Source organism: Candidatus Burkholderia verschuerenii (genome assembly GCF_001189365.1).
Taxonomy (GTDB): domain Bacteria; phylum Pseudomonadota; class Gammaproteobacteria; order Burkholderiales; family Burkholderiaceae; genus Caballeronia; species Caballeronia verschuerenii.
Map to the genome: position 1 here is coordinate 1 of NZ_LFJJ01000031.1, position 15,384 is coordinate 15,384.

The 15,384-nt window shown below is 62.6% G+C and carries 11 protein-coding genes and 2 pseudogenes; 9 read left to right on the plus strand and 4 right to left on the minus strand.

What is annotated here, in order from left to right:
- Positions 1-138: pseudogene (locus BVER_RS29970) on the plus strand (IS5/IS1182 family transposase); the annotation flags it as partial.
- Here the strand turns inward: BVER_RS29970 and proP are convergent.
- Positions 134-1,483 (minus strand): annotated as a pseudogene (gene proP / locus BVER_RS08575) (glycine betaine/L-proline transporter ProP); the annotation flags it as partial. The pseudogenes BVER_RS29970 and proP sit on opposite strands and share 5 nt — an antisense overlap.
- On the opposite strand from proP, the gene BVER_RS31310 reads away from it, so the two are divergent.
- Positions 1,469-1,714: a hypothetical protein gene (locus tag BVER_RS31310; protein WP_157055972.1), complete on the plus strand. Its 246-nt coding sequence runs from the start codon at positions 1,469-1,471 to the stop codon at positions 1,712-1,714. The pseudogene proP and the gene BVER_RS31310 sit on opposite strands and share 15 nt — an antisense overlap.
- A gap of 446 nt (positions 1,715-2,160) precedes the next feature.
- On the opposite strand, the gene BVER_RS08580 is transcribed toward BVER_RS31310, so the two are convergent.
- Together BVER_RS08580 and argA are read right to left on the minus strand one after the other, a co-directional pair.
- The gene (locus BVER_RS08580; RefSeq protein ID WP_083452095.1) at positions 2,161-2,433 is read right to left on the minus strand and encodes an oxidative damage protection protein; all 273 of its coding nucleotides are present in this window, start codon (positions 2,431-2,433) and stop codon (positions 2,161-2,163) included.
- A gap of 61 nt (positions 2,434-2,494) precedes the next feature.
- A complete protein-coding gene (argA, locus tag BVER_RS08585) occupies positions 2,495-3,865 on the minus strand; it encodes an amino-acid N-acetyltransferase (protein WP_050452932.1) in 1,371 nt (456 codons plus the stop codon).
- Positions 3,866-3,971: 106 nt separating this feature from the next.
- Between argA and hrpA the strand changes: the two genes are divergently transcribed.
- From hrpA to BVER_RS08615, 6 genes are all read left to right on the plus strand, one after another.
- Positions 3,972-8,315, plus strand: a complete 4,344-nt coding sequence (gene hrpA / locus BVER_RS08590) for an ATP-dependent RNA helicase HrpA (RefSeq protein WP_050452933.1) — start codon at positions 3,972-3,974, stop codon at positions 8,313-8,315.
- 140 nt (positions 8,316-8,455) lie between these two features.
- Positions 8,456-9,469 (plus strand): YVTN family beta-propeller repeat protein, encoded by a 1,014-nt coding sequence (locus BVER_RS08595; protein ID WP_050452953.1) that lies wholly within the window; start codon positions 8,456-8,458, stop codon positions 9,467-9,469.
- Positions 9,470-9,554: 85 nt separating this feature from the next.
- Positions 9,555-10,577 (plus strand): sterol desaturase family protein, encoded by a 1,023-nt coding sequence (locus BVER_RS08600; RefSeq protein ID WP_050452934.1) that lies wholly within the window; start codon positions 9,555-9,557, stop codon positions 10,575-10,577.
- 81 nt (positions 10,578-10,658) lie between these two features.
- Complete coding sequence (locus BVER_RS08605; RefSeq protein WP_050452935.1) at positions 10,659-11,516, plus strand: EI24 domain-containing protein; 858 nt, start codon at positions 10,659-10,661, stop codon at positions 11,514-11,516.
- A gap of 10 nt (positions 11,517-11,526) precedes the next feature.
- Positions 11,527-12,345: a competence/damage-inducible protein A gene (locus BVER_RS08610; protein WP_050452936.1), complete on the plus strand. Its 819-nt coding sequence runs from the start codon at positions 11,527-11,529 to the stop codon at positions 12,343-12,345.
- Complete coding sequence (locus BVER_RS08615) at positions 12,342-13,034, plus strand: copper homeostasis protein CutC (RefSeq protein WP_050452937.1); 693 nt, start codon at positions 12,342-12,344, stop codon at positions 13,032-13,034. Before BVER_RS08610 ends, BVER_RS08615 begins: the two co-directional genes overlap by 4 nt.
- A gap of 5 nt (positions 13,035-13,039) precedes the next feature.
- On the opposite strand, the gene BVER_RS08620 is transcribed toward BVER_RS08615, so the two are convergent.
- Complete coding sequence (locus BVER_RS08620; protein ID WP_232316453.1) at positions 13,040-13,447, minus strand: rhodanese-like domain-containing protein; 408 nt, start codon at positions 13,445-13,447, stop codon at positions 13,040-13,042.
- A gap of 418 nt (positions 13,448-13,865) precedes the next feature.
- Here BVER_RS08620 and glnA point away from each other — a divergent pair, with 418 nt between their 5' ends.
- Positions 13,866-15,281 (plus strand): type I glutamate--ammonia ligase, encoded by a 1,416-nt coding sequence (gene glnA, locus BVER_RS08625; RefSeq protein ID WP_050452938.1) that lies wholly within the window; start codon positions 13,866-13,868, stop codon positions 15,279-15,281.
- Positions 15,282-15,384 lie beyond the last annotated feature (103 nt).

Here is a 15,384-nt window from a genome sequence, read left to right on the forward strand (position 1 = left end):
CTCGTTGAACGCTTCTTTAAGCGTATCAAGCATTTTCGTCGCGTCGCCACTCGATATGACAAACTCGCCCACAGCTACCTCACCTTTGTCTCCATCGTGTCTGCCTTCGGGCCGCTCTTAAATGTGAGCAGGACCTAGCGCTTTCATGCAAAGCGAGCACCGAAACAATCCCAATCACCGAAGCACCCATCAGATAGTAAGCGGGCATCATCAGCATGCCGGTCTTATCGACGAGCCACGCGGTAACGAGCGGCGTGGTACCACCAAACAGCGACACCGACACGTTAAAACCGATGGCCAGCGCACCATAACGAATCTTGGTAGGAAACAGCGCCGGCAACGACGACGGCATCACGCCGGTAAAAGTCGACAGCAGCGCGCCGAGAATCATCATCCCCGCGAAGATCGACGGAATCGTGCCCATGCGAATCAGCGAAAGCGCCGGAATCGACAGCAGCAACAGTCCGATACAACCCGCCAGCATCACCGGCTTGCGGCCGACGGTATCCGACAGCCGTCCGCACAGAAGCGTCAGCGGCATCATCAGCACCATCACGACGAGCACGATAAACAAGCCGTGCGTCTCGTTGAACTTGAGCGTCGCCGACAGATAGCTCGGCAGATACGACAGCGCCATGTAGTCCGTCACGTTGAAGATCAGCACGAGGCCGACGCATTGCAGCAGCGGACGCCATTGCTGGATCAGCGTTTCGCGGAACTGCTGCTTGGTCGTTTCGTGCGATACGGCTTTGGCCTTCTCGGCTTCGCGCTGGAACGCGGGCGTTTCTTCGAGCTTCATCCGGATGTACAGGCCGATCAGACCCAGCGGACCCGCGATGATGAACGGAATGCGCCAGCCCCACGACAGCAGCGATTCCTGCGACAGCACGGCGGTCAGCACCGCGACCACGCCAGCGCCCATCACATAGCCGACCAGCGTGCCGAATTCGAGGAAACTCGCCATGAAGCCGCGTTTCTTGTCCGGCGAAAACTCGGCGATGAAGGTCGCCGCGCCGCCGTATTCGCCGCCCGTCGAGAAGCCTTGCAGCAGACGCGCCGCCAGCAGCAGGATCGGCGCGGCCACGCCGATCGTCTCGTAGCTCGGAATCAGGCCGATACAGAACGTGCCGATGGCCATCATGGTCATCGCCAGCACGCGCTTGCGGCCGATGCGATCGCCCAGCGGCCCGAACACCATGCCGCCCAGCGGACGCACGAGAAACGCCGCCGCGAAGGTGCCGAAGGTCGCGAGCAACTGCGCGGCCGGGCTGCTCGACGGGAAGAACACCTTGCCAAGCGTCACGGCGATGTAGCTGTACACGCCGAAGTCGAACCATTCCATCGCGTTACCGATGGCCATCGCGCCGACCGCGCGCTTGAGCAAAGATTGATCGACGATCGTGATGTCGTCAATGGTGAGGCCGGGCTTCTTGTACGAAGCGTTGCGCTTGCGCCAAAGGCCTTCGTGATGAAGAGCGTTCATGTTCGAAATGACTCCGTGTTCAGTCCCGAGCGCCAATTCGACGGTCGGGCGCGCCGCCGCGAGGAGGCGCGTATTGCCGGGATAGTGGTGCAGTTTCGCGACGGCGCCGCCATGCCGGATGCAACGCGGCAGAGGCAATCGAGACCGTCAACGGCTCCGCGCAGCATCGTTCTTAAATCGATGCTGAAGATTGCTGTAGCAAACGCGGTGCCGGTGCGTCGCGCGCAGTGAAAAACTCGTCGCGAAATTGCACTGGTGAAACAAACGAATTTGACGTGCGGACGGCGAACTCGACGGAACCGTGAGTTGCCGCGGGTGGGCCGCGACGTCGGCGAAAACCGAATGAGACAAAAAAGGCCGGCGTTGCTACTGGAAACCGACGCGCCTCTTTGTATAAAAACTGTCACTACCGGGCGGATGCCGCGAACCTGATGTTCAAGGCGTCTGCGCGTGAATGATGGTGAGTTACTGTTGATAACGGACAAGATGATAACACGATCGCAGACGTTGCGCAAATCTGCCTATCGGCGGTGCACATCGATAGCCGTCTGAAGCCTTACTGGGCTTAGGATTCACCCTATTTGTCCGACCGCCGCGGAGCTGTTTTTAGAACAGCGCGGGCAATAAAAAAACCGGCCACTCGGACCGGTCTTTGGTAGTCGCTGAAGACTCGCGAATCACGCCTGCGGCGGTACGTAACCCTGCGCCGTGTCCGCGCCTTCGCCGAAAAAGTACTTTTCCGTCTGCTTGACGAGATACTGACGCGCGCGCGGATCGGCCATGTTCAGGCGATTTTCGTTGATCAGCATGGTCTGCTGCTTGAGCCAGCCTTGCCACGCTTCCTTCGAGATCGTTTCGTAGATGCGCTTGCCGAGTTCGCCCGGCAGCGGCGGGAAGTCGAGTCCTTCGGCTTCCTTGCCGAGCTTTGCGCATTGAATCATTCGGGCCATTGTAGGTTTCTCCTGTATCGGGGTAGCGTCGCGCGAGTCAGGCGCGCGGCGTGATGCGTATTCAGAGCTGTTTCATCAGCACGAGCGATTTACGCTGCCAGTTATAAAGGCGGCGGCGGTCTTCGGGCAGATCGTCCACGGTCACTTTGACGAAACCGCGTTTAAGGAACCAGTGCTCGGTGCGCGTCGTCAGCACGAAAATGCGCGTGAGGCCGCGCGCGCGGGCGCGTTGCTCGATGCGTTTCAGCAGCCGCTCGCCGTCGCCCGAGCCTTGCGCTTCCGGTGCGACCGTCAGGCAGGCCATTTCGCCGATGCGCTCCTGCGTGTACGGATACAACGCCGCGCAGCCGAACAGCACGCCATCGTGCTCGATCACCGAGAAATGGTCGATATCGCGTTCGATCTGGTGCCGCCCGCGCCGCACGAGCGTGCTGTCGGACTCGAGCGGCTCGATCAGCGTGAGAATGCCGCCGACGTCGTCTGGCGTGGCTTCGCGCAGGCTTTCGAGGTTCTCGTACGAGATCATCGTGCCGACGCCGTCGTGCAGGAACAATTCGAGCAGCACGCTGCCGTCGAGCGAGTACGGAATGATGTGGCCGCGCGCCACGCCGCCGCGACACGCGCGAATGGTGTGCTTCAGGTAGAACGCGGTGTCGCCCTGCAATTCGCCGCTTTCCTGCAGGCGATACGCATCGTCGAGCGACATTTCGCGGATCAGCGCGTTGTCTGAGTCGACGAGGCCGTCGATTTCGGTCACGAAGATGATCTTGTCGGCCCGCAGCGCGATGGCGGCGGCAGACGCGACATCTTCCATCGACAGATTGAACGCCTCGCCGGTCGGCGAGAAGCCGAGCGAGGACAGCAGCACCAGCTTGTTCGACGCCAGCGACTGGCGGATCGAATCGCCATCGATTTTTCGCACGACGCCGGTATGCTGGAAATCGACGCCATCCAGAATGCCGACCGGACGCGCCGTCACGAAGTTGCCCGACACCACGCTGATGTGCGCGTGCGCCATCGGCGTGTTCGGCAAGCCCTGGCTGATGGCGGCTTCGATATCGAGTCGCACTTCGCCGGCGGCTTCTTTCGCGGATTCGAGCGCGCGCGCGTCGGTGATGCGCAAGCCGTGCGAAAACGACGACTCGACGCCGTGCAGGCTCAACTGTTCGTCGAGCTGCGGCCGCGAGCCGTGCACCAGCACGACGTGGATGCCCATCGCGTGGAGCAAACCGACGTCCTGCACGAGCGCGTTCAGGCGACCTTCCTGCACCAGTTCGCCGCCGAACGCGACGACGAAGGTTTTATTTCGGAACGCGTGAATATAAGGCGCGACGGAACGCATCCAGTCGACGAACTGGGCGTGGGGATTCGGCGCTTCGGGCTCGGGCGGAACCGGTTGCGACGGGATCGAGAGGTCGGTTTGGGAATTCATGCCAGGATTATAATGCGACGCTATGCCGAATGTTTCTCGACCCACACGCGCCGATCAGGCGGACAACGCGAAGTCCGCGGATAAATCCCTCGATACTCAAGAGCAGTTGCGACAACTGCGTGAAAACCTGCGTCGCGAATCGCGCGAAGGGACGGGTGCGTCCGGCGAAAACGAAGGGCTGAGCAAGAAGGAACTGGCGGCGCGCAAGTTCGCGGGGGCGCGGGAGGCGGCGGAGAAGAAGCCGGATCAAAACCCTGCGCCGAAGACGCAAGCGCCCGTGCACCGAAACGACGCGCTTGCTTCGCTCGTGACGCGCAAGCCGGCCGACGACGACGATCGACGCCGCGCGCAAGCCGCGAAGGTATCGGATCGCGCACCGCTGACACCGAAGCCCGCGGAAAATAAGCCCGCGCAGGAGCCGCGTCGCGCTAAACCGCACGACGAACGCCGCGATTCCGCGCCACGCACGGTGCCCGTCGCGCAGCCGTCCGAGCGCGAAAATCGCAGGCCGAAGGCAGAGCGACCGCAAACGAAGCGCGTCGAAGGCACGCAGACACGTGCGCCTAACAACAAGCCCGAAGCGCAGCGCCGCGAACCACGCCCGCCGCGCGTCGTCACGCCGAACCCGATTCCGCCGATCACCTTTCCCGAAGCGCTGCCGGTTTCCGGCCGCCGCGAGAAAATCGCGCGGGCGATTCAGAACAATCAGGTGGTGATCGTCAGCGGCGAAACCGGCTCGGGCAAAACCACGCAGCTACCGAAAATCTGCCTCTCGCTCGGCCGGGGCCTCGGCGCGGGCGGCAGCGGTCTCATCGGTCATACGCAGCCGCGACGGATCGCGGCATCGGCGACGGGCAAGCGCATCGCGGAAGAACTCGGCACGCCGTTCGGCGAAGTCGTCGGCTACAAGGTGCGCTTCACGGACAATCTCGCGGCGGGTGCATCGGTCAAGCTGATGACGGACGGCATCCTGCTCGCGGAAACGCAAACCGATCCGCTGCTCAGGGCCTATGACACGATCATCATCGACGAGGCGCATGAGCGTTCCCTGAACATCGATTTCCTGCTCGGCTATCTGAAAGAGATTCTGCCGAAGCGCCCGGATCTGAAGCTGATCGTCACGTCAGCGACCATCGATGCGGAACGCTTCGCGCGCCATTTCGGCAGCGAAGAAAAACCCGCGCCGGTAATCGAAGTGAGCGGGCGGCTGTATCCCGTGGAAGTGCGCTATCGGCCGATTCAGGAAGAAAGCGCGGCGGTGAAAAACGCGCAAGGCTCCGCGCCGCAGCGTGGCGATCGCAAATCCGATCGCGATCTGATGGAAGCGATCGTCGATGCCGCCGACGAACTCTGCCGCGAAGGCCCGGGCGACGTGCTCGTCTTCCTGCCCGGCGAGCGCGAAATCCGCGATGCCGCCGAAGCGCTGCGCAAGCATCATCCGCCGCATACGGAGATTTTGCCGCTGTTCGCGCGGCTGTCGGCGCAAGAGCAGGAGCGCGTGTTCAAGCCGTCGAACGCGCGACGCATCGTGCTGGCGACCAACGTCGCGGAAACGTCGCTGACGGTGCCGGGCATCCGCTATGTGGTCGATGCGGGCACCGCGCGCGTGAAGCGCTATTCGTATCGCAACAAGGTCGAGCAGTTGCAGATCGAGCCGGTGTCGCAAGCCGCTGCGAATCAGCGTGCCGGCCGATGCGGCCGCGTCGCCGACGGCATCTGCATTCGCCTGTACGACGAAACGGATTTTCAGACGCGCGTGCGTTTCACCGATCCGGAAATCCTGCGCTCGTCGCTGGCGGCGGTGATTTTGCGCATGAAGTCGCTGCATCTGACGGCGATCGAAACCTTTCCGTTTATCGAGCCGCCGCCGGGCCGGGCGATCGCGGACGGCTATCAGTTGCTCAACGAACTCGGCGCCGTCGATGACGACAACGCGCTGACGCCGCTCGGCCGCGAACTCACGCGCCTGCCGCTCGATCCGCGCGTCGGCCGCATAATTCTGGCCGCGCGCGATCATCACGCGCTGAAGGAAGTGCTGATCATCGCGTCGGCGCTGTCAGTGCAGGATCCGCGCGATCGGCCGATCGAGGCGCAGGAGCAGGCGGATCAGGCGCATCGGCAATTCGTCGACGAACGGTCCGAATTCCTGCAGTGGACGCGCATCTGGAAGTGGTTCGAGGAAGCGATTGCGCACAAGAAGTCGAATCGTCAACTGACCGACGCATGTCGCGCGAACTTCCTGTCGCATCTGCGTCTGCGCGAATGGCGCGACGTGCATTCGCAATTGCTGACGGTCGTGCGCGAGCACGAATGGCGCATCAACGAAACGGATGCGACCTTCGAGCAGGTGCATCTGTCGCTGTTGACGGGTTTGCTCGGCAACGTCGGTCTCAAGGCCGACGACGAACCGCATTATCTCGGCGCGCGCGGCATCAAGTTTCATCTGTGGCCGGGTTCGGCGCTCTTGAAGAAGGCGGGGCGCTGGATCATGGCGGGCGAACTCGTCGAAACGAGCCGTCTGTATGCGCGGACGATCGCGAAGATCGAGCCGGAATGGCTGGAGACGGTCGGCGCGCATCTGCTGAAAAAGTCGATGTCGGACGCGCATTGGGAAAAGAAGGCCGCGCAGGTCGTCGCCTACGAGCGCGCGACGCTGTACGGCTTGACGGTCTACGGGCGACGTCGCGTGAGCTTCGGCCAGCAGGACCTGAAATACGCGCGTGAGTTGTTCATTCGCGGCGCGCTGGTGGAGGGCAAGTTCGAAACGCGTCTGCCGTTCTTCGCGCACAACCGCAAGCTGGTCGCGGAAATCGAGCAACTGGAGCACAAGTCGCGCCGTCAGGACGTGCTGGTCGACGACGAACTCATCTACGGCTTCTACGATTCGCTGATTCCCGACGGCATGTGGACGGGCGCGGCCTTCGAGCGCTGGTATCGCGACGAGCAGAAGAAGAACGACAAGCTGCTGTTCCTGTCGCGCGACGATCTGATGCGCCACGAAGCCGCGGGCGTCACGACCGATCTGCTCCCCAAGCGCATGACGATGTCCGGCATCGAAATGACGCTGACGTATCACTTCGAGCCGGGCGCGCCGCGCGATGGCGTTACGCTGCAAGTGCCGCTCTACGGCCTGAATCAGATCGATGCGCGCCGCGTCGAATGGCTCGTGCCGGGGATGATCAAGGAAAAGACGCAACTGCTGCTGAAGTCGCTGCCGCAGAAACTGCGCCGACACGTCGTGCCGCTGCCGGAATTCGCGGCGGGTTTCGCGGAACATCACGCGGGGCCGAAGTTCGGCGCGGGCACGCTGGTCGATTCGCTGATCGCCGATATCCGCGAGCAGACGCAAGTCGCCGTCAAAAGCGCGGATTTCAAGCTGGAAACGCTGCCCGCGCATCTGTTCATGAACTTCAAGGTGATCGACGAGCACGGCCGTCAGCTCGCGATGGGCCGCAATCTCGCGCAATTGCGCGCGGAACTCGGCGGACAGGCGCAGCAGCAGTTCCAGAAGCTGACCGCGACCGCCGCATTCGATGCGCTTTCCGGCGACGCCGACACGCCGTCGCCCGCGCCGCAGCCATCGGGCGAGGGCACCGCGCTCTACGAAAACCTCACGACGTGGAATTTCGGCAAGCTGCCCGAGTTGCTCGAAATCCGCCGTCGTGGGCAGACGCTGTTCGGCTATCCGGCGCTGGTCGATCGCACGACGCATTGCGACGTCGAAGTATTCGATTCACCCGAGGAAGCGGCGCGGATTCATCGCGCGGGCTTGCGCCGGCTGTTCGCGCTGCAATTGCGCGAGCCGATCCGCTATCTGGAGAAGAACCTGCCGGGGCTGCGCGAAATGTCGATGCAGTTCATGGCACTCGGCACGGCCGACGAACTGCGCGATCAGATCGTCGAAACGGCGCTGGATCGCGCGTGCCTGCAAGATCCGCTGCCCGACGACGACGTCAGTTTCCACGCCCGCCGCTATGCCGCGAAAGGGCGACTCACGCTGCTGGCCAACGAAATCGCGCGCCTCGTCGGCACGATTCTCGCGGAATACGCCGCGTTGCAGAAAAAGCTCGCGCAGGCGAAAACCTTCACGCAGGCGTACGCGGACATGCAGGCGCAATTGGGCGCGCTGATCGGCAAGCGCTTCGTGATCGACACGCCGTATGCGCAGCTGGCGCATTTTCCGCGTTATCTGAAGGGCATCGGGCTGCGCATCGACAAGCTGAAGGCCGATCCGTTGCGCGATGCGCGTCTCGCCACCGATATGCTGCCGCTCGCGCAGCACTATCAGCGCGCGATGGCGCAGCGCGGCGGCGTCGCCGATGTGCGGCTGAGCGAGTATCGCTGGCTGCTGGAGGAGTTGCGCGTGTCGCTCTACGCGCAGGAATTGCGCACGCCGATGCCGGTGTCGGTCAAGCGTCTCCACAAAGTCTGGGAGTCGATGCAGCGCTGATGATTTGCGCCGGACGCCACGCCGAAAACTCGGAATTTCTTGCGCCGATTCAAGGAATTGCGCAAAAACAGCCGTGGCGTCAACGCGTGAACGGACGCAAACGTTCTACAATGACGCCTGCCATCCGATCCGATTTTTTCATGCGCTCTACATTCCTCTCCGGCCGCGTCCGCGCGGTCGCCGCACGCGCCGCGATCGCCGCCGGCGCGGCACTCGTCGCAACCGCCGCATTCGCCAACAACGTCATCGTGCTCAACTCGGCCGAAGCCACGCTGAGCCTGATCGACGAGAACACGCATCAGGTCGTCGGCACCGTGCCGACCGGCAAGGAGCCGCATCACCTGATGCCCACGCCGGATAACTCGTCGTTGATCGTCGCGAATTCGGTGTCGTACAACCTCATGTTCGTCGATCCGAAAACCGGCGCGTTCCAGCGCTGGGTGCAGGACATCGAAGATCCGTATCAGATCGGCTTTTCGCCGGACCGCAAATGGTTCGTGTCGACCGGTCTGCGTCTGGATCGTCTCGATATTTACAGCTACGACGGCAAGAATGTGACGCTCGCCAAGCGCCTGCCGCTGGGCAAGATGCCGAGCCACATCGCGTATAGCAACGACAGCAAGACCGTGTTCATCTCGCTGCAGGTGTCGGGCGAAATCGCCGCCATCGACCTGGCCACGCAGACGCTCAAATGGAAGATGAAGGTCGGCGAAGTGCCGGCGGGCGTGTGGATGACGCCGGGCGACAAGTATCTGCTGGTCGGCATGACGGGCGCGGATTACGTGGCCGTGGTCGACTGGCGCAACCAGAAGGTCGTGAAGACCATCCCGACCGGCAAGGGCGCGCACAATTTCCGCTCGATGGTCGACGGCAAGCACGTTCTGGTGTCGAATCGCGTGGCGAATACCATCAGCATCATCGACGAAGATTTGCTCACGAACGTCGGCAATATCACCGGCCTGCTGCCGGGACCGGACGACATGGAACTTTCGGCCGACAAGAAGTATCTGTGGGTTACGTTCCGTTTCGCGAAGCATGTCGGCGTGATCGATCTTGCAGATCGTAAGCTGATCCAGACCATCAAGGTCGGCCGCTCGCCGCACGGCATTTACTTCCTGAACCGCGCGCCGGTGACGGCGCCGAACGGAGCGTAAGAAGTCGGAGCAGGACGCGTTCGCGCGTCCTGTACTACGATTGAGCTTAGTCTCGAAGTAGTTTCGGCAACACGCACGGAGCACCATGTTTCATTCGATCCTCTCGTCCCTCGACACGTTCGTCTCGGCCATCCAGACGATGCTCTACGTCGACGTCGTTCAGCCGACGCTGTTCAAGCTCGGCATGATGGACTACGACGAAGACACCTACGACGCGCTTTATTGGGTGATCGTCGGCGTCCTCGAAGTGCTCGCCATGTACGCGGTGCTGCGCCCGCTCGAGGCATTTCGTCCGGCGGAGAAATGGCAGGATCGCAAGGGCGTGCGCGTCGATGTGCTTTATACGTGGATCGTCAAGCTCGGCATCCTCAATCTGTTCTTCTTTTTCACGTTCCAGCCGCTGTTCGATTCGTTGCAAAGCTGGCTGCGCGTTCACGGCGTGCCGAGTCTCGATCTGGACATGCTGTGGCCCGGCGTGACCACGGAGCCGATCGTCACTTTCGTGATCTATCTGCTCGTGCTGGATTTCGCAGGTTACTGGTATCACCGGCTGGAGCATCGGTTCGGCATCTGGTGGGAATTGCACGCGGTGCATCACAGCCAGCAGAAGATGTCGCTCTGGTCCGACGACCGCAACCATCTGCTCGACGACGTGTTGCAGGCGAGTTTCTTCGCGTGCATCGCGGTGGTGATCGGCGTGGAGCCGTCGCAGTTCGTCGTGCTGGTGGCCATCACCAATCTCATGCAGAGCGTGCAGCATGCGAATATCCGCATGCATTTCGGCTGGCTCGGCGAGCGGATCTTCGTGAGTCCGGCGTTTCATCGGCGGCATCACGCAATCGGCTTTGGCCATGAAGGCACGGCGTACGGCTGCAACTTCGGCGTGCTGTTCTCGTTCTGGGACATCCTGTTCCGCTCCGCCTCGTTCGATCGCACCGTCGAGCCGACCGGCATCCGTGATCAGCTCGGCGCGCCGGGCGTCGCGCCCGTGCATTACGGCGATGGTTTCATCGAGCAGCACTGGCTCGCGTTCAAGCGCATCGCCACGCGCATCGCGACGCGACACGCCACCGCCGCGCCCGGCGACAACGGTCCCGCCGCTGTCTGAGCATCGGCTGAAACTCGCTTCCAGCGCCCGTTCGCGGCGCTGGTTTATCCTGTCGTTTCCTCTTCCTTCTTCGAATCGCGCATGAGTGATTTGTTGCGTTCGTTCGTGCGGGCGCTGGCGAACGTGTTCCACCCGCGCATGCTCTGGCTCACGCTGATGCCGTTCGCCGCCGCGACCATCGTCTGGGGCGCGCTGCTGTGGTTCTTCTGGCAGACGCTGACCGGCGCGGCCAATGGCTGGCTGAACGGCTGGGCGCTCACCACCGCGATGTACCGCCTGTTCGATGCTGTCGGCTTTTCGTCGCTGCATGCGGTGATCGCGCCGTTTCTGATCGTGATCATGGCGATTCCGCTGATCGTCGTGACGGTGCTGCTGCTGATCGCCACATTGTCGATGCCGGGCGTCATCAAGCTGCTGACGCGTCCGCCGCGCGGGCACTATGCATCGCTGGACGAGCGGCGCGGCGGTTCGTGGTACGGCAGTCTCGGCCATTCGACGATCACGACGGTCGTCTGTCTCGTGCTGCTCGTGATCACGCTGCCCTTGTGGCTGATTCCGCCGTTCTTCGCGCTGATTCCGCCGCTGCTGTGGGGCTGGCTCACGTATCGCGTGATGGTCTACGACGCGCTCGCCGTGCACGCGAGTGCCGAGGAGCGCCGGCGAATCGTCGATGAATCGCGCTGGTCGCTGCTGGCGATCGGCATCATCAGCGGCCTGCTCAGTTCCGTGCCGACGATGCTGTGGGCGTGGAGCGTCTGGCTGCTGCCGCTGTTCCCGGTCGTCGCCGTCGTGACGATCTGGGCGTACGCGTTCATTCTGGTGTTCTCCGCGCTGTGGTTCGCGCATTACTGTCTGCATGCGCTGGAGCGGCTGCGCGCGAGCGAGCCGCAGTTTCCGGCAATTACCGTCGAAGCACGGGAAGTCTCACTGAAAGAATAAAGGGGCACGCATGGGCATTGGCGTCATCATCATCGGCGACGAGATTTTGTCGGGGCGTCGCACGGACAAGCATCTGCCGAAAGTCATCGAATTGCTGAGCGCGCGCGGTCTGTCGCTCGACTGGGCCGAGTATGTCGGCGACGTTCCGGCGCGCATCACCGCGACGCTCGCGCGCACGCTCGCATCGGGCGATATCGTGTTTTCCACCGGCGGCATCGGCACGACGCCCGACGATCACACGCGTCAGTGCGCGGCCAAGGCGCTCGGCGTGCCGCTGGAACTGCATCCCGAGGCGGCGGAACTGATTCGCGAGCGCATCCGCGATACGGCGGCGCAGGCGGGCAAGCCGGTCGAACGGGAATCGCCCGAAAATCTGCATCGGCTGAACATGGGCACGTTTCCGCAGGGCGCGCGGATCATTCCGAACAGCTACAACAAGATTCCGGGCTTCTCGGTTGGCGATCATCATTTCGTGCCGGGTTTTCCGGTGATGGCCTGGCCGATGATCGAATGGGTGCTGGACAACCAGTACGCGCATCTCCATCACGCAACGCCGCATATCGAGCGCTCGCTGCTGCTGTTCGGGTTGCCGGAATCGCGCATCACGCCCTTGATGGTGCAGATCGAACGCGATTTCGACGGCGTGCGCGCGTTCAGTCTGCCGAGCGTCGGCGATCCGGCGCGCGGGACGCTGTATGCGCGTTCGCACATCGATCTTGGCGTGAAGGGCGATCCCGAGCAGGCGAATGCCGCGTTCGACGTGCTGCGCAAAGGCGTGCTCGAACTGGGCGGCGAAATCGTCGACGTGCCGGTGGAGGAAGCGAAGTGATCGTGCTGGAAGTCATCGCGACGACCGTTGCGGATGCGCGTGCCGCCGAGCGCGGCGGCGCGAATCGGCTGGAGTTGATCACGGCGATGGGCGAGGGCGGGCTGACGCCGAGCATCGGGCTGATCGAAGCGGTGACCGAGGCGGTCGATATTCCGGTGAACGTGATCGTGCGGCCGCACAGCCGCTCGTTCGTCTACGATGCCGACGACTACGCCGTGATGCTGCGCGACGTCCGCGCGATCGCGAAGACATCGGCGAATGCGATCGTGATCGGCATGCTGAACGCGGCGGGCGATATCGACACCGAAGGTCTTACCCACGCGATCGATGCCGCCGATGGCAAGCCGCTGACCTTCCATCGCGCCTTCGACGACGCGCGCGATCTGCGCGCCGCCTTCGATAAGCTGCTGCGTTTCGATGCGGTGACGAATGTGCTGACGTCGTGCGGGAAGCCTTCGGTGCTCGAGGCAGAGTCAACGATCGCCGAGTTGGTCGCGCAGTCGGCGGGCACGCGCTGCACGGTACTGGCGGGCGCGGGCCTGACCGTCGATGCGGTCGCGCCGTTCGTGGCGTCGACCGGCGTTCGCGCGGTGCACTTCGGGTCGGGCTTGCGTATCGACGGGAAGGGGCTGGCGCCGGTGGACGGGGCGCGGGTCAGGCGCGTGCGGGAACGGCTCGACGCGCTTTAAGCCCCTTAAGCGCCCACCCAAGGCAGCCCACGGAAGCACCATCCCGACACCGTCTTCCGATGTCCTTGCCCATCCTTATCCCCTTCGAACCCTTCGAGCAGGTCATAAGCCTGCTCGAAGCCTTCCTTCTTCGCGGCCACTGCGGCGAGCTTCGAGCGCGCGGCGCTGCGGCACAGAAAAAGAACCGGAGTATCCGGGGTGGCAACCTGTCGTATTTGTTGGATAAACTCGTCGTTCGGCACTGAGCCGGGGTAGCGGATCCATTCGACGTGCGCATACTGCGACTGATCGATGGCCGGGCGACCGACCCAGTCCAGCTCGGCGCGCGTGCGGACGTCGATCAGGCGCGCGCGCGGATCGAGTTGCAGCAGTTCGAAGGCTTCGGCGGGAGCGAACGCGCCCGCGTAGGCCAGAGCGTTCTAGGCGGCGCGGTCGGCGGCCTGCTTGTAGAGTTGTTCGAGCGTGCTCATGGCGCGGTAGTCTCCGTGAAAGCGCAAGCGACTATTCTAGCTTGGCGATCGGCGCCGGCAGTCCGCGAAACGGTCGCGCGCAATTTTGGTGCATGACAGACGAAATGCATGAAAATCGTGCATAAGGAGTTTGGGGTACATTCACGCGCACCGAAATAGTGCGCGCGGATTGAGCGGCGAGTGGTCGGCTGCCTTGCAACGCGAAGTCGTTTCACTCAAAACGCGCGCTGCTTCAAATGCTTAGGCGCAAAGTTGGTGCGCTTGGCACGGAAGCTGCTTTTTGATCCTCGATTGGATTTGTGGTCGAATTGGTCGAGGCGGCGAAGCGATTCGCCGACTTTTGTTAATCAGGAGATAGGTAATGAGTAAAACCGTGGCCGACGTCATGCAACTCGTCAAGGACGAGGACGTCAAGTTCGTCGATTTCCGTTTCACCGACACGCGCGGCAAAGAACAACACGTTTCCGTGCCGGTCTCGGCATTCGATGAAGACAAATTTGAAAGCGGCCACGCTTTCGACGGTTCGTCCATCGCCGGCTGGAAGGGCATCGAAGCGTCGGACATGCTGCTGATCCCGGACCCGGACACCGCGTTCATCGACCCGTTCTATGAAGAGTCGACCGTCGTGCTGACCTGCGACGTAGTCGAGCCGGCCGACGGCAAGGGCTACGAGCGCGATCCGCGTTCGCTCGCCAAGCGCGCGGAAGCCTATCTGAAGAGCTCGGGCCTGGGCGACACCGCCTACTTCGGTCCGGAGCCGGAATTCTTCATTTTTGACTCGGTGCAGTGGAAGACCGACCAGTCGGGCTGCTTCGTGAAGATCGGTTCGGAAGAAGCGCCGTGGTCGTCGGAGAAGGAATTCGAAGGCGGCAACACCGGTCACCGTCCGGGCACGAAGGGCGGCTACTTCCCGGTCGCGCCGGTCGATACGTTCCAGGACATGCGCTCGGAAATGTGTCTGCTGCTCGAGCAGATCGGCATTCCGGTCGAAGTGCATCACCACGAAGTCGCGGGCCAGGGCCAGAACGAAATCGGCACCAAGTTCTCGACGCTGGTTCAGCGCGGGGACTGGCTGCAGCAGACCAAGTACATCGTCCATAACGTGGCGCACACGTACGGCAAGACGGCGACGTTCATGCCGAAGCCGATCGTCGGCGACAACGGTTCGGGCATGCACGTTCACCAGTCGATCTGGAAGGACGGCACGAACCTGTTCGCAGGCAACGGCTATGCCGGTCTGTCGGAATTCGCGCTGTTCTACATCGGCGGCATCATCAAGCATGCACGCGCGCTGAACGCGATCACGAACCCGGGTACGAACTCGTACAAGCGTCTCGTGCCGCACTTCGAAGCGCCGGTCAAGCTGGCTTACTCGGCTCGCAACCGTTCGGCATCGATCCGTATTCCGCACGTGTCGAACCCGAAGGGCCGTCGTATCGAAACGCGCTTCCCGGATCCGCTCGCGAATCCGTACCTGTGCTTCTCCGTGCTGATGATGGCGGGTCTCGACGGCGTGCAGAACAAGATCCATCCGGGCGAAGCCGCGGACAAGAACTTGTACGATCTGCCGCCGGAAGAAGACGCGAAGATCCCGACCGTCTGCGCGGGCCTCGACCAGGCTCTGGACGCACTCGACGGCGATCGCGAGTTCCTGACGCGCGGCGGCGTGTTCACGGATTCGATGATCGATGCGTACATCGAACTGAAGACGCAAGAGTTGCAGCGTTATCGTCAGTCGGTGCATCCGGTCGAATTCGAGATGTACTACTCGCTGTAAATCGCATGACGCGCGCGCGTTTCGTTATCGGCAGTTCGACGAAGCGCGCGTCTGGTTCGCGGTGAAAAAAGGGACGGCGCGCCGTCCCTTTTTTTAATCCACA

Bases quoted from the DNA above. Each gene is read 5' to 3' on its own strand.
- BVER_RS31310 (WP_157055972.1), top strand. From the start codon at position 1,469: ATGAAGAGCGTTCATGTTCGAAATGACTCCGTGTTCAGTCCCGAGCGC.
- BVER_RS08580 (WP_083452095.1), bottom strand. From the start codon at position 2,433: ATGGCCCGAATGATTCAATGCGCAAAGCTCGGCAAGGAAGCCGAAGGA.
- argA (WP_050452932.1), bottom strand. From the start codon at position 3,865: ATGAATTCCCAAACCGACCTCTCGATCCCGTCGCAACCGGTTCCGCCC.
- BVER_RS08595 (WP_050452953.1), top strand. From the start codon at position 8,456: ATGCGCTCTACATTCCTCTCCGGCCGCGTCCGCGCGGTCGCCGCACGC.
- BVER_RS08600 (WP_050452934.1), top strand. From the start codon at position 9,555: ATGTTTCATTCGATCCTCTCGTCCCTCGACACGTTCGTCTCGGCCATC.
- BVER_RS08605 (WP_050452935.1), top strand. From the start codon at position 10,659: ATGAGTGATTTGTTGCGTTCGTTCGTGCGGGCGCTGGCGAACGTGTTC.
- BVER_RS08610 (WP_050452936.1), top strand. From the start codon at position 11,527: ATGGGCATTGGCGTCATCATCATCGGCGACGAGATTTTGTCGGGGCGT.
- glnA (WP_050452938.1), top strand. From the start codon at position 13,866: ATGAGTAAAACCGTGGCCGACGTCATGCAACTCGTCAAGGACGAGGAC.